Source organism: Paenibacillus sp. GYB004 (assembly GCF_036577605.1).
GTDB classification, from domain to species: domain Bacteria; phylum Bacillota; class Bacilli; order Paenibacillales; family NBRC-103111; genus Paenibacillus_AB; species Paenibacillus_AB oceani.
Map to the genome: position 1 here is coordinate 66,993 of NZ_JARBDB010000034.1, position 13,858 is coordinate 80,850.

General features: G+C 54.5%; 11 protein-coding genes. All 11 read left to right on the forward strand.

Annotated elements, in window-relative coordinates; translation table 11 throughout:
• Window positions 1–404: 404 nt before the first annotated feature.
• Window positions 405–1,256 (forward strand): ubiquinol oxidase subunit II, encoded by an 852-nt coding sequence (gene cyoA / locus PV433_RS14760; RefSeq protein WP_442951528.1) that lies wholly within the window; start codon window positions 405–407, stop codon window positions 1,254–1,256.
• Window positions 1,257–3,227, forward strand: a complete 1,971-nt coding sequence (locus PV433_RS14765) for a cbb3-type cytochrome c oxidase subunit I (RefSeq protein WP_332072847.1) — start codon at window positions 1,257–1,259, stop codon at window positions 3,225–3,227.
• Complete coding sequence (cyoC, locus tag PV433_RS14770; protein WP_332072848.1) at window positions 3,227–3,856, forward strand: cytochrome o ubiquinol oxidase subunit III; 630 nt, start codon at window positions 3,227–3,229, stop codon at window positions 3,854–3,856. The genes PV433_RS14765 and cyoC overlap by 1 nt, the downstream gene beginning before the upstream one ends.
• 1 nt (window position 3,857) lies before the next feature.
• Complete coding sequence (gene cyoD / locus PV433_RS14775) at window positions 3,858–4,220, forward strand: cytochrome o ubiquinol oxidase subunit IV (RefSeq protein ID WP_190932316.1); 363 nt, start codon at window positions 3,858–3,860, stop codon at window positions 4,218–4,220.
• A 502-nt stretch (window positions 4,221–4,722) separates the two neighbouring features.
• Window positions 4,723–5,808, forward strand: coding sequence for a sialidase family protein (locus PV433_RS14780; protein ID WP_332072849.1), 1,086 nt, complete (start codon window positions 4,723–4,725; stop codon window positions 5,806–5,808).
• A gap of 58 nt (window positions 5,809–5,866) precedes the next feature.
• Window positions 5,867–7,204, forward strand: coding sequence for an ABC transporter substrate-binding protein (locus PV433_RS14785; RefSeq protein ID WP_332072850.1), 1,338 nt, complete (start codon window positions 5,867–5,869; stop codon window positions 7,202–7,204).
• 261 nt (window positions 7,205–7,465) lie between these two features.
• Window positions 7,466–8,395 (forward strand): ABC transporter permease, encoded by a 930-nt coding sequence (locus tag PV433_RS14790; RefSeq protein WP_332072857.1) that lies wholly within the window; start codon window positions 7,466–7,468, stop codon window positions 8,393–8,395.
• Window positions 8,396–8,437: 42 nt separating this feature from the next.
• Window positions 8,438–9,322, forward strand: a complete 885-nt coding sequence (locus PV433_RS14795; protein ID WP_332072851.1) for a carbohydrate ABC transporter permease — start codon at window positions 8,438–8,440, stop codon at window positions 9,320–9,322.
• A gap of 60 nt (window positions 9,323–9,382) precedes the next feature.
• Window positions 9,383–11,026 (forward strand): extracellular solute-binding protein, encoded by a 1,644-nt coding sequence (locus PV433_RS14800; RefSeq protein ID WP_332072852.1) that lies wholly within the window; start codon window positions 9,383–9,385, stop codon window positions 11,024–11,026.
• Between the two features lie 570 nt (window positions 11,027–11,596).
• Complete coding sequence (locus PV433_RS14805; protein ID WP_332072853.1) at window positions 11,597–12,775, forward strand: exonuclease SbcCD subunit D; 1,179 nt, start codon at window positions 11,597–11,599, stop codon at window positions 12,773–12,775.
• Window positions 12,772–13,858: AAA family ATPase (locus PV433_RS14810; RefSeq protein WP_332072854.1), on the forward strand; the 1,087-nt coding region annotated here is incomplete at its 3' end. The genes PV433_RS14805 and PV433_RS14810, both read left to right, overlap by 4 nt.

The following is a 13,858-nucleotide window of genomic DNA, read 5'->3' on the forward strand; positions in this document are numbered from 1 at the left end:
AAAGTCAAGCTTCGCTATTCTACATCTGCTTCGCTGCCTGCCCATAAGGGTAATGGAGGGTAAAGATTCGATCCGAGGTGGTATTTTATCACCGATTTTCCAGATGTAAATATAAGGGATAAAGGTGAAATGTGGAATTTTGATTAGAAGTTTTGTTTCGGAATTTCCTCTTTTTATGTGACTTCTCTCACAGCATTTTGTGAAAATGTCGAAACGTTGAACGATCTATTACGGAATTTCAACGTTTGTTTGACGCCTTTGTTAACAGGGCTTACGGCGACTGATGTTTCTGTTATGTTAGTCACAGGAAGTATTAAGGCGAGTCGTAAGGAGTGGGAAAGATGAGGCATAACCGGGTGTTCAAACGCTTGATCGGAGCGCTAACGCTTGTGCTGCTGACCGTGATGGCGTCCGGCTGCGGCGAAAGGCTGATCGTGCTTGATCCGAAAGGGCCGGTCGGCGAGCAGCAGCGCGATTTGATTTACATTTCTCTCTGGCTTTGTCTCGTGATCATTGTGCCGGTATTGATTATGACCTTTGTTATCGCATGGAGATACCGGGAAAGAAAGAACAGCGATGCGAAGTATAGACCGGAGTGGGAACACAGCACCAAGCTGGAAGTAACCTGGTGGGGAATTCCGATCCTGATTATCGCGATTCTCGGCGCCGTTACGGTGAAATACACGTATGCGCTGGAGCCTTCCAAGCCGATCGCTTCAGAGAAGGAAGCGATAACGATTCAAGTGACATCGCTCGACTGGAAGTGGTTGTTCTACTATCCGGAGCAAGGGATCGCTACCGTAAACTATATCCGGTTTCCGGAAGACGTGCCTGTCAAGTTTTTGCTGACTTCCGATGCGCCGATGAACTCGTTCTGGATTCCGCAGCTCGGCGGTCAAATTTATACGATGTCGGGGATGGCGATGACGCTTCACCTGCAAGCCGACGAGCCGGGTAAATATATGGGCTCGGGCGCCAACTTCAGCGGCAAAGACTTCGCCAAGATGCAATTTACGGCGGAAGCAACCTCTCAGGCCGAGTTCGACCAATGGGTCGCAGGCATTAAGAGCAAGGATCCGGCACTGACCGAAGAAGGCTACAAAAAGCTAGCAATGCCGGGCGTGTCGGATGTAGTCAGCTTCTCCTCGTTCCCTAAAGGGATATTCGAACAAACTGTTACGAAATACGGGGCTTCCCATAACCACGGCAACGAGCCGGCCGGCAGCGGGAACTCCAAAGAAGGGAGCAGCCGCTAAATGTGGGATTCAATTAAACAGTTCGCTTCCGAATTTTTCGTGACAGGCGATCCGCTCATTTATGGAGCGGACGTCGCGATCGTGCTGACGCTCGCTGCGGTTATATTTGTACTGACGTATTTCAAAAAATGGACATGGCTGTGGCGCGAATGGCTGACAACGGTCGACCACAAGCGGATCGGGATTATGTACGTCATCGCTGCGCTGCTGATGATGTTCCGGGGCGGTGTCGACGCCCTTCTGATGCGTACGCAGCTTGTCATGCCGGAAATGGAGTTTTTAAGTCCGGAGCATTATAACGCGATCTTTACGACACATGGCGTCATTATGATTTTGTTCATGGCGATGCCGCTTATGTTCGGTTTGTTCAACCTGGTCGTACCGCTGCAGATCGGCGCGCGCGACGTGGCGTTCCCGTTTTTGAACTCGCTCAGCTTCTGGCTCTTTTTCTGGGGCGCGATGCTGTTCAACGTATCGTTCGTTATCGGCGGCTCGCCGGATACGGGCTGGCTCGCTTATCCGCCGCTATCGCAAATTTCCCATAGTCCGGGCGTCGGACAGGACTTCTATATATGGGGCATTCAAATATCCGGGATCGGCAGCTTGATGACCGGGATCAACTTTATCGCGACGATTTTGAAAATGCGCGCGCCTGGCATGAAGCTGATGCAAATGCCGATGTTCTCCTGGTCCGTCCTATCCAGCAGCTTGACGATCATCCTTGCGTTCCCGATCTTGACCGTGACGCTGGCGCTGCTGTTCCTGGACCGTTATCTTGGCGCTCACTTCTTCACGCTGGACGGCGGGGGCAACCCGATGATGTACATCAACCTGATCTGGATGTGGGGTCACCCTGAGGTTTATATCGTTGTCCTGCCAGCATTTGGAATTTTCTCGGAAATTGTGGCCACTTTCTCCAAGAAACGGCTGTTTGGCTACAAATCGATGGTGTTCGCTCTGATGAGCATCAGTGTAGTTTCCTTTTTCACTTGGGCGCATCATTTCTTTACTATGGGCTCTGGAGCGGACGTCAATGCGTTTTTCGCCATATCGACGATGGTTATCGCCATACCGACCGGGGTCAAAGTGTTCAACTGGCTATTTACGATGTTCCGGGGGCGCATCTCGTTTAAAACACCGATGTTGTGGACGATGGGCTTCATTCCCTGCTTCGTTATCGGCGGGATGACTGGCGTACTGCTGTCCGTCGCTCCGGCCGACTTCCAGTTCCACAACAGCTACTTCCTGATCGCACACTTTCATCAGGTGCTGATCGGAGGCGTAACGTTCGGATATTTCGCAGGTCTGTATTACTGGTGGCCGAAAGTGACCGGCTTCATGCTGGACGAAAAATTAGGTAAATGGGCGTTCTGGCTTTGGAATATCGGCTTTTATCTCTGCTTCATGCCGCAGTACTTCCTCGGTCTGATGGGGATGACGCGCCGTCTGAATACGTACAGCTGGGACAAAGGCTGGTGGGATTTGAACCTGGTCTCGACGATCGGCGCATTCTTGATGGGTGCAGCCTTTATCGTCCAAGTCTGGCAAATCGTTCACGGCATGAAGGTCATGAAGCGGGACACGACCGGAGACCCTTGGGGCGGACGTACGCTCGAATGGTCGATTCCTTCCCCGGCGCCTGCTTACAACTTCGCTACCGTTCCTGTCGTTCATTCGCGGGATGCATGGTGGGAAGAGAAGCTCGCCAAGGAGCAAGGCAAGCCGTTGCCGCCGAAGCCTCCGATCGAGGCGATTCATATGCCGGGCAACTCGGGCGTTGCGTTTATCAAGTCGTTCTGCTGGTTTCTGGCGGGCTTCGGGTTCGTATTTAATTGGCTGTGGCTCGCTATACCGGGTATGATCGGAGTATTTGCTTGTATGTTGTGGCACTCGTTTACGTACGATAACGAATATTACATTCCGGCGGAAGAAGTGAAAGCAACGGAAGCCGAGATAAGGGGGACGGTCTGATGGGCAACGCAATCGGACATTCGCAGCAGCATTCGGCCAGCGGACATCACGATCATCACGGCGGCCATCACGATCTGGAATCGGTCCGCACGTTCGGGTTTTGGCTGTTTCTGATCACGGACTGTATCCTGTTCGGCACGCTGTTCGCAACTTACGTCGTCTTGCAGGGCAATACGAACGGAGGCCCTACGGGGGCGGAACTGTTCCAAATGCCGGGCATTATCGCCTCCACGTTCATCTTGCTGACGAGCAGCTTCACCAGCGGGCTCGCCGTATTGTCGATGAACCGGGGCAACAAAAAAGGGCTGATCGGCTGGCTGGCCGTGACCGCTCTGCTCGGACTGTCGTTTCTTGTGCTTGAGATTAACGAGTTCATTCATTTGGTTCATGAAGGAGCGACCATCGGAACAAGCGCATTTCTGTCTGCCTTCTACACGCTGGTCGGTACTCACGGCTTGCACGTTTCGATTGGCTTCGTCTGGATGATCGCCATTATGCTTCAGCTCGCCAAGCGGGGCATAACTCCGGTAACGCGGCGCAAAGTGAACGTCATCAGCTTGTACTGGCACTTTTTGGACGCCATCTGGATTTTCGTCTTTACGATCGTATACTTGATGGGGGTGATGTAAGATGGCGCAGCAGCATTCGGCTCACAGTCAGAACGGGCACGGCGGCCACGGTCATGAAGGCCACCATGAGGAAAGCCACGGCTCCCTTAAATCTTACATCATCGGTTTCCTGCTATCGATCGTGCTGACGATCATCCCGATCGTCGTCGTCATGAACGATTTGATGGAGAGAACGGGAACGATGCTTGTCCTTCTGGTGACGGCCGTGCTTCAATTCCTCGTTCAGCTCGTGTTCTTCATGCACCTGAAGGAAGAGAACAAGCCTCGCTTTAACTTGATGGCGCTCATACTCGGGTTGCTTATCGTACTCGTTATCGTGGTCGGTTCGATCTGGATCATGACTTACAATAAAGTGGCCGTGTAACAGGTTTCACGAGCGACTTCATCTGTCTGACTAATAGGAAGCCCTTATTCGAACTTCGGATAGGGGCTTTCGTATTGGCTGGCCGTTTGGCAAGTGGAATTGGAGGTTTTTTTGTGTTTGGAAGCAAGTCTATAAGGTCCGAAGTTGTGTTCGCTTAGCCGGTGCAAGGACAATCTAGTCTGAACATCCAGGTGGGAAATATATACATCGGAGAGGCTTGACAGAAGTCGAATTCACATTATAAACTTAAGTTGTAATACATTTAGATATGACGTAACACAATAAGAGACGAATGGTGGGTTTAGTAAGTTTCGTTATTGTTGCACAAAAGATCGCAGATGATTACATACCAGGGGGCCAGTTTGGACACTGCAAGATCCATTTGCTTCAATGAAAGGGAGACGTCTGTCGGCATCTGCAACTTGATCGGCTTTCCTCTTTTGAGAAAACGCTTACGAACAATGGAACGCAACTAAAAGACAGGAAGAGAAGGTGGAAACGGATGAAAAAGCTAAGTGTAGTGGAGCATCGGATTGTATGCAAGGACGATCAGTACAACTCGTTCCCGAGTATAGCGATGCGCCGGGACGGGACCTACATCATGACCTTTCGCCGGGCGCCCGACTGGCAGAAGACGTTCGGGCATGTGAGCCATATCGACCCGGCTTCGTTCGCGGCCAAGCTGGAATCGCCTGATGGAAACAACTGGGACTCCGCTCCGTCGGTCCTGTATGACGATTTCTTCTGCGGAGTTCAGGACCCGCGGCTGCACGTGTTGCGGGACGGTACGCTAATGTGCACGTTTTTCAAATGGAAAGTGACGGAGAAGGGAGATCCCGTTCCGGAAGGCAGCTTCTCGCATAACGTATACGGCAAATGGACGGGGACGCTGGTCGGTTCGTTCTCGATCCGGTCGACGGATGGCGGGGATACGTGGGATGAACCCGTGCAGTTGCCCGGCACCAATGTAGCCATTCAAGGAGACTGCGTGGAGATGGAGGACGGCTCTGTATTGGCGCTGACGTACGGGCAAGACAACGGCGTGTCCAACGTTTATGTGCTGCAATCGCCCGACCGCGGCTTAACATGGACACAGATATCCGCTATCCCGGGCTGCGACGGCTACCATTTTCACGAGCCGAACTTGCGCCTCACGCCTTCCGGCAAGCTGGTCGCTTTTATCCGGACGGCCAAAGTGTCCAAGGACGCCAACCCGGGCTTGCCCAACTCGCCGCTGTATACAGCGGAGTCGCTGGACGGAGGATTGACATGGAGCCGGCCGGTTCCGCGCGCCCACTATTCGCCTAGTCCATTCCATGTGCTGGACCTCGGCGATGACGGCGTATTCGTTTCTTACGGATACCGGTATGAGCCGTTCGGCATACGCGCCTTTCTGCTGAATCCGGAATGCGATAACTGCGAGGAGGCCGAGGAGCTGATCGTTCGCGAGGACGGCGGCGGTAGCGACATCGGTTACACGAGTGCGGCGCGGCTTCATGACGGTACGATCCTGCTGACCTATTATTATTTCGACAAAACGGGTGGAATCCGGTATATTGCCGGAACCGTGTGCAGCTTGCAAGAATAGACGGAATAACTGGGCGGAGGCGGAACCAATCATTTATGATCAGGGGGGTCTTACCAATATGAAAAGCAAATTAATTGGATTGACGGTACTGCTTGCCGCGACTGCGCTTCTCGTCTCCGCCTGCGGCGGAAAAGACGGACAGCCCGGAAAAACAGGAGAACCGCAGCCGGTGCCGGAAGTCAAAAAAGATCCGATCACGTTGTCCGTCTTCGGGCTCGGCGTGAAGGAGGAGGAGTTCAACGACCGGTTCCGGGCGCACCTGGAGAAAAAGTTCCCTTACATTACGTTCAAATATATATCCCCCGACAAGGGCAACTCGCTGCCGGAGCTTGTGGCGCGCGGCGAAACGCCCGACCTCATCCGGACCGACGTGCCGAACCTGAAAAACAACTACCTCGACCTCAAGCTGGGAACCGACCTGAACGAATATGTGAAGAAGTACAATTACGACTTGAAGCGATTCAACGGCCCGTTCGTTCAGGAGATGATCGATGCGGGACAGACCGGAGCGTTATACGGACTTCCTTATCCCCCCTACTTCCCGATGGTGCTGACCTACAACAAAAACTTGTTCGACCAGTTCGGCGTCCCTTACCCGAAAGACGGCATGACTTGGGATGAAGCGTACGATATCGCCAAAAAGATGAGCCGGGTTGAAGGGGGCAACGTCTACCGCGGGTTTGCGGCCAACATTATGGCAATGCTCCGGGACAATCCGTTCGGCTATCCGATTCTGGATCCAAATGCGGACCAGTTGTTCGATACGGAGAAATGGAAGCCGCACTTCAGCAACTTCCTGCGCTTTTACGAGCTGCCGAACAACAAAATCGCGCCGACGAGCGGTGATGAGATTGCAAACGTTTTCAACAAGGGCAACGTGGCCATGCAGATCAACCAACACAGCCAGTACGCCCCGTTTCCGAAAGAAATCGAATGGGATATCGTCTCGTATCCCGCCTATGCGAACGGACCGAAAAGCATGGTGTGGAGGGGACCCGCTTACTGGTCTATCTCCGCAACCAGCAAACATAAAGATGACGCCTTCCAGGTTATCGTCGAGATGGTATCGGACGAAGTGCAAATGGCGGATTCCCGTAAGGGCATGCTGCCGACAGTTGTCAAAAAAGAGATTCAGAACGCATTCGCCAAAGACCGTTCCGATTTGCAAAGCAAAAACATGAAAGCGCTGTTTTATTACACGGAATGGGCCCCGTACTCGCCGAAGCGGAAAGCCGGCGCGGCGAACGTTGCTACGGTTAGCCAGCAAAATTTGATGGCCCAGTCGTTCCACGATGTCGCTTCCGGCAAGGTTGATATGAACACCGGCCTCAGACAGCTCGACGAGAAGCTGAAGCAGGAGCTGGAGAAGGATAAGAGCAAGCAACCAAATAACTAGGCAACATGCCCTTTACAATTTCTTAGCGTACAGAAAACATTCCGTAAACAATTACCCGATATGATGGAAGTAATATCATACGGGTTGAGACGTGGAGAAAGCCCGATCAGAACGCAAGCGGATTCCGTCAGGAACGCTTCTTCTCATCCGGCTTTTTTTGCGTTTCTTTTGTTTTGTACCGACATGAAAATCAACTGAAAAAACGGAGGCAGCAAGTTGAACCAGACACCTGCACAAGCGCCCGCGCAAGCCCGCGGACTAATGTCCGCAGCTCCAGCCAAGAAGCAAGGCGCAGTAAGAAAGGCACTGCGCAAACATTGGCAGCTGTATTTGCTCCTGACGCCGGTCGTCCTCTATTTCGCGATTTTCCATTACTGGCCGATGTACGGCGTTCAGATCGCCTTCAAGGATTTTATCGCGACGAAAGGTATATGGGGCAGCCCTTGGGTCGGGTTCAAACATTTCGAGCGATTTTTCGACAGTTACTTTTTCTGGAGGCTGATCAAAAACACGCTCGGCATCAGCTTGTACGAGCTGGCCGTCGGTTTTCCGATTCCGATTCTTCTCGCCCTGATGATCAACGAGGTACGGATGAAAGGGTTCAGCCGATTCGTGCAGACCGTAACGTATGCGCCGCACTTTTTGTCCACCGTCGTCGTTGTCGGCATGCTGATGATGTTTTTGTCCCCGTCCAGCGGACTCGTGAACATGGCGATCCGGGCGCTAGGCGGAGAGCCGGTCTTCTTTATGACCGAACCGGCATGGTTTAAGACGATATACGTATTTTCCGGCGTCTGGCAGCAGATGGGCTGGAGCTCGATTATTTATTTGGCGGCGCTCTCCGGCATCGACCCGCAGCTGCACGAAGCGGCCAAGGTGGACGGGGCTTCGCGGCTGCAGCGGATCTGGCACGTCAACCTGCCCGGCATCCGGCCGACGATCGTGATCCTGCTGATTCTCAATTTCGGCTCGTTGATGGGAGTCGGCTTCGAGAAAGTGTTTCTGATGCAAAACTCGCTGAATATGGAAGGCTCCGACGTCATCTCGACCTACGTATACCGGAGCGGCATCCTCGGGGCGCAGTACAGCTTCTCCGCCGCTGTCGGGCTGTTCAACTCGGTCGTGAACTTCATTCTGCTCCTTACGGTCAACCGGATCGCGAGGAAGGTCAACCAGGTCAGCCTTTGGTAAAGGGCGCACGGCATCAAGAAGCTTAACAAGGGGGAACTACCGATGGAAGCCCGAAGTTACGGGGATAAATGGTTCGGAGCGGTGAATGCGACTTTGCTTGTGTTCGTATCGCTGATCGTGCTGTATCCGCTGATTTACGTCCTAAGCGCCTCGATCAGCAATCCCGCGGCCGTCCTGAACGGGGACATGTGGCTGGTGCCCAGGGAGATTACGTTCGCAGGATACGGCAAAGTGTTCGAAAATAAAGAGCTGCTGAATAGCTACGGCAATACGATTTTTTATACGGTGCTGGGTACGACGATCAATCTGGTCATGACGGTGATGGCCGCTTATCCGATGTCGAAGCGGGATTTGAAGGGACGCAACCTGCTGATGGCGGTTATGGTGTTTACGATGTTTTTCAGCGGCGGCCTCGTCCCGACCTACATGCTCGTCAAGCAGCTCGGCATGACGAATTCGTTCTGGGCGCTCGTGATTCCCAGCGCGGTATCGGTATACAACATCATCATTATGCGGACGTTTTTCCAATCGAGCATACCGGGCGAGATTCAAGAGGCGGCTGCGATCGACGGCTGCTCGGAGATGAGGATTTTACGGTCCGTCGTGCTCCCGCTGTCGATGCCGATTATCGCGGTAATGATTTTGTTTTACAGCGTCGGTCATTGGAACGCGTACTTCAACGCCTTAATTTACTTGACCGCTCGTGAGGATTACCCGCTTCAGCTGATCCTTCGGGAAATTTTGATACAGGGTCAGATGGAGGAGATGGTGAATGCCGGAGACAGCTCGCACGCCAAGACGCTTCTCGATCAAGAGGCGGTCAAATATGCGGTCGTTGTCGTGGCGAACCTGCCGATCCTGCTGCTGTATCCGTTTTTGCAGAAATACTTTGTCAAGGGTGTTTTGATAGGGGCTATAAAAGGCTGACCGCCTTTTTGGCAATAGATGAGGAACATAGGAAGCACAACACAGGGAGGAACTTGAATCATGAGATGGAAAAAATGGACGGCGCTGACCGTGTCTTCGGTTATGACAGCCATCCTGATCGCAGGCTGCGGAGAGGCCAAAGAAACGGCAGGCGGAACGAGCGGCGCATCCGGAAACAAAGAAACCGAAGTTACGCAAAATGTAAATAAAGCGGGCATGCCGATCGTGAAACAGCCGATCGAGCTGACCTTCTTCACCGGCCTGGCGGCTACGAACGGAAGCAACAAGTTCGAAGAGAGGCTCGTATGGAGCGAATATGCGAAAATGTCGAACGTGAAAGTTAATTTCCAGACGGTGCCGTTCGAGAATTTGACGGAGAAACGCAATCTGGCGCTCGCGAACGGCGACTATCCGGACGTCTTGTATTCGGCGCGGGTGCCCGCTTCGGATTTGATGAAATACGGCGGCCAGGGCGTCTTCGTCAAACTGAACGATTACATCGACAGCTACGCGCCCAACTTGAAGAAGCTGATGGACAAATACCCCGACTTGCGCAAGGCGCTGACGATGCCGGACGGCAATATTTATTCGTTCCCGTCGTTTTACAGCCCGGAATTTCTTCCGATGCTGATCGGCACGCCGCTGTGGGTGAAGAAGGATTGGCTGGACAAGCTGAATATGAAGGAGCCGCAGACGATCGACGACTTGTACGCGTACCTGAAAGCGGTCAAGACGACCGACTTGAACGGCAACGGACAAGCCGATGAAATTCCGTACAGCGGCACGGGAATCAACCCGCTCATGGAGCAGATCATGGGAGCTTGGGGCGTCGGAACGCGCGGCCTTGGGCATAAGCATGTCGACATCGACCCGAAAACGAACGATTTGCGTTTCTTCCGGACGACGGATAATTTCAAAGAGCTGCTTCAGTTTATGAACAAGCTGTACGGCGAAGGGCTGCTCGACAAAGACGTCTTCACTCAAACCGGCAACCAGCTGTATGCCAAAGGCGGCAAAGGCGTGCTCGGCGCGACGATCAACCCGAATCCGAAAACGCAATTTAACGGCGAAGGTTATTTCGGTCTCGGCGCTTTGAAGGGACCTCACGGCGACCAGCTGTATACGCACATCAAAGTTCCGATGGTATGGCCGGGTGCATTCGTCATTACGGACAAAAACAAAAATATCGAAGCGACCGTCAGATGGATGGACCATTTCTACGGGGACGAAGGCGCCACGTTTTATTTTATGGGCAAGGAAGGCGTCAGCTATACGAAGGCGGCGGACGGCAAGCTGGAATTCGTCGATGAAATCAAGAAAAATCCGAACGGCTTGACAATGGATCAGGCGCTGACCAAATACGTTACCTGGATGGGCGGAAGTTACCCGGGTTATGTTCAGGAGAAATATTTCAAAGGCTCCGAGACGCTGCCGGAATCGGTCGAAGCCGGAAAAAAAGCCCAGCCGCACGCGATCAAGGAGCTGTGGTACAACTTCAACTTTACGGATGAAGAGACAGAGTTCATGAAGACGAAAGGAAGCGACATCCAGACGTACATCACCGAGATGGAAGCGAAATTCATTACCGGCGCCGTCTCGTTCTCCGAGTGGGACAAGTACGTAACGACCGTTAAAAACATGGGCGTGGCCGATTATTTGAAAGTGTACAAAGCTGCTTACGACCGGTACAATAAAAGCAAGTGATGCGTGAAGAGGAAGAGGTTATACTGTCTCGAAAAAAAATGCCGAACGCCGCCGATGGGCGGCGTTTTCGGTTGGTGTGGCTACCCTCGGGCCCTGCACCCTGAACCTTGACCCCGGAACCCGAGCCCCACCAAACCCAAACCCAAACCCAAACCCAAACCCAAACCCAAACCTTGTACCCTCGCTCCGCACGCCAGACCACCAAACCCTGCACCTCGCACCCCCCGGCACAACCGCCGACTTCCCGACTATCGCACGCCAACTAAATAGAGGTCGTTAGCAGCTCTTATTTCCTAAATGTGACCCGTCTGGACGATATTAGAAGCTATTTGAGACCCTTATTCTGGGCTGTTACCCCCTCAGACGGGAAAAACGAAAGGATAAGAGCTTCAATCATCACCTATTTCCCTCCATGCCCGTTTTTTCTCCAAAATAAGGAGTGCAATCATCTCTTATCCCGAATATGCAACAATTGGCGACACCCAATTTGGCCTGTCCGGACAGGAATCTTCGGGTTTATCCCGAATTTAGTAAGGTGATCAAGGCAAGCAGGCAAGGGGGAAACGATTCGTGAAATTGATACATACCGCCGACTGGCACCTGGGCAAGCTGGTGCAGGGCGTATATATGACGGAAGACCAAAGACACGTGCTCCGGCAGCTCGTGGATACGGTCGAGCGCGAGAAGCCGGATGCGGTCATCATCGCCGGAGATCTGTACGACCGGGCCGTGCCGCCGACCGAGGCGGTCGAGCTGCTGGACGAGCTGCTGGAGCGAATCGTCATCGGCCTGAATACGCCGGTGCTAGCCATATCCGGCAATCACGACAGTCCGGACCGGCTGAACTTCGGGACCCGGATCATGGAAGGACGCGGCCTGCACCTGGCCGGTCAGCTGCGGGCGGAACCGCGTCCCGTCGTGCTGCGGGACGAATACGGGGAAGTGCACGTTCATCTCGTTCCGTATGCCGACCCGGCTCAGGTCCGGCACCTGTACGGAGACGAGTCGATTCGTTCCCATGACGAGGCGATGCGGGCGATGGTTACGCGAATCGAGGCGGCGATGGACCCGGCGGCACGCCATGTGCTGGTCGGGCACGCGTTCGTAACGCCCGGCGGCGAGCCGCAGGACAATACGAGCGATTCCGAGCGCCCTCTCTCGATCGGCGGGGCGGAGCATGTGCGGGCGGAATATTTCCGGTCGTTCCACTATACGGCGCTCGGCCATTTGCATCAGGCGCACTACGTGCTGCAGGATAATATCCGGTACGCCGGATCGCCCTTGAAATATTCGATCTCCGAGGAGTCGCACCGCAAATGCTTCTACGTAGTCGAGCTGGACGCGCAAGGCACGGCGGCGATCGACCGGCGCGAGCTTGTCCCGCTCCGGGATATGCGTCGGATAACGGGAACGATTCAGGACATCGAGACTCATCCCGTCTGCGACGATTACGTATTTGTAACGCTGACGAACGACAACCCGGTTTTGTTTCCGATGGAGAAAGTACGGGCGGTTTATCCGAATGCGCTTCACGTCGAGCGAAGACCCGAGGGAGTCAGAGCCAAGGATGCGGCTGAAAGCACCGAAGGAACGGGTAATACGCCGGAGAGGCGGCGGGAAGCCGATCCAGTCGCGCTATTTGCGGCCTTTTACGAGGAAGTGAAAGGCAAGCCGCTCGAGGAGGAGAAGCGGCTGCTGTTTGCCGATACATATGGAGAAGTGTTCAAAGAGGAAGGGGACGCCGTATGAGACCGATCAAGCTGACGATGCAGGCGTTCGGTCCGTACCGCGATTCGGAGACGGTCGATTTCCATAGGCTGGAGAGTCGGCGGTTGTTCGTTATATCCGGTAATACCGGCGCCGGGAAAACGTCGATTTTCGATGCGATCTGTTTTGCGCTGTACGGTTATGCGAGCGGAGAGGACCGCGCGGAGCCGCGGATGCTGCGCAGCCATTTTGCCGACGATGAAACGCATACCGCCGTTGATTTCGAGTTTGCTGCGGGGGCGCGGACGTACCGGATCTTTAGACAATTGCCTCACCGGAAAGGGGCGAACAAAAGCGAAACGGGCGGCAAAGCGGAGCTGTACGAAACGACAGAGGGCCAAGAGACGCCATGCGTCGACCGGTTCACTGTCGGAGAAGTGAATGCGAGGCTGGAGACGATCCTGGGGCTGACGAGGGAGCAATTCAGTCAGATCGTCATGCTGCCGCAAGGGGAATTCCGCAAGCTGCTCACCTCCGATACCGACAACAAAGAGGATATACTCCGGCGCATTTTCCGGACCGGTCTGTACCAGAGACTGGAGGAACGGTTCCAGCAGAAGCACCGGGAGCTGAAGGACGCTTATAAAGAGGCGGCGTCGAAGGCCGACGTGTACTTGAAGCAGACGCAGGAGACGATGCCGCTTCGCGAGGGCAGCGGGCTTGCCGCGACATTCAGCCAGCCGACCTGCAACGCGACGCAGGTGATGGACGGTCTGGCGGAGGAAGCCGCGTACTATGACGGCCGTGCCCGCACAGGCGCCGAGCGCAAAGGCGAATTGACGGCCCGCCTCGAGAAGCGGGAGGACGAGCTCCGCGCGGCGCTGCTGCTGAACGGCCGGTTCGCGGAGCTCGGGCAGAAGCGCGCGAGGCGCGAGGAGCTGGAGCGTCAGCGCGAGGACGTGGCTGAGCGCGAGCGGCGGCTTGCGCTCGCCGAGCGGGCGGCGCGGCTCGAGCCGTACGCGGAGCAGGCGGCGAAGGCGGCGCGGGACGCCGAGGCGAAGCGCCGCCAGCTCGCCGCGAAGCAGCAGGACGCGGCCGCGGCGGCAAGCGCGCTCGCGGAAGCGG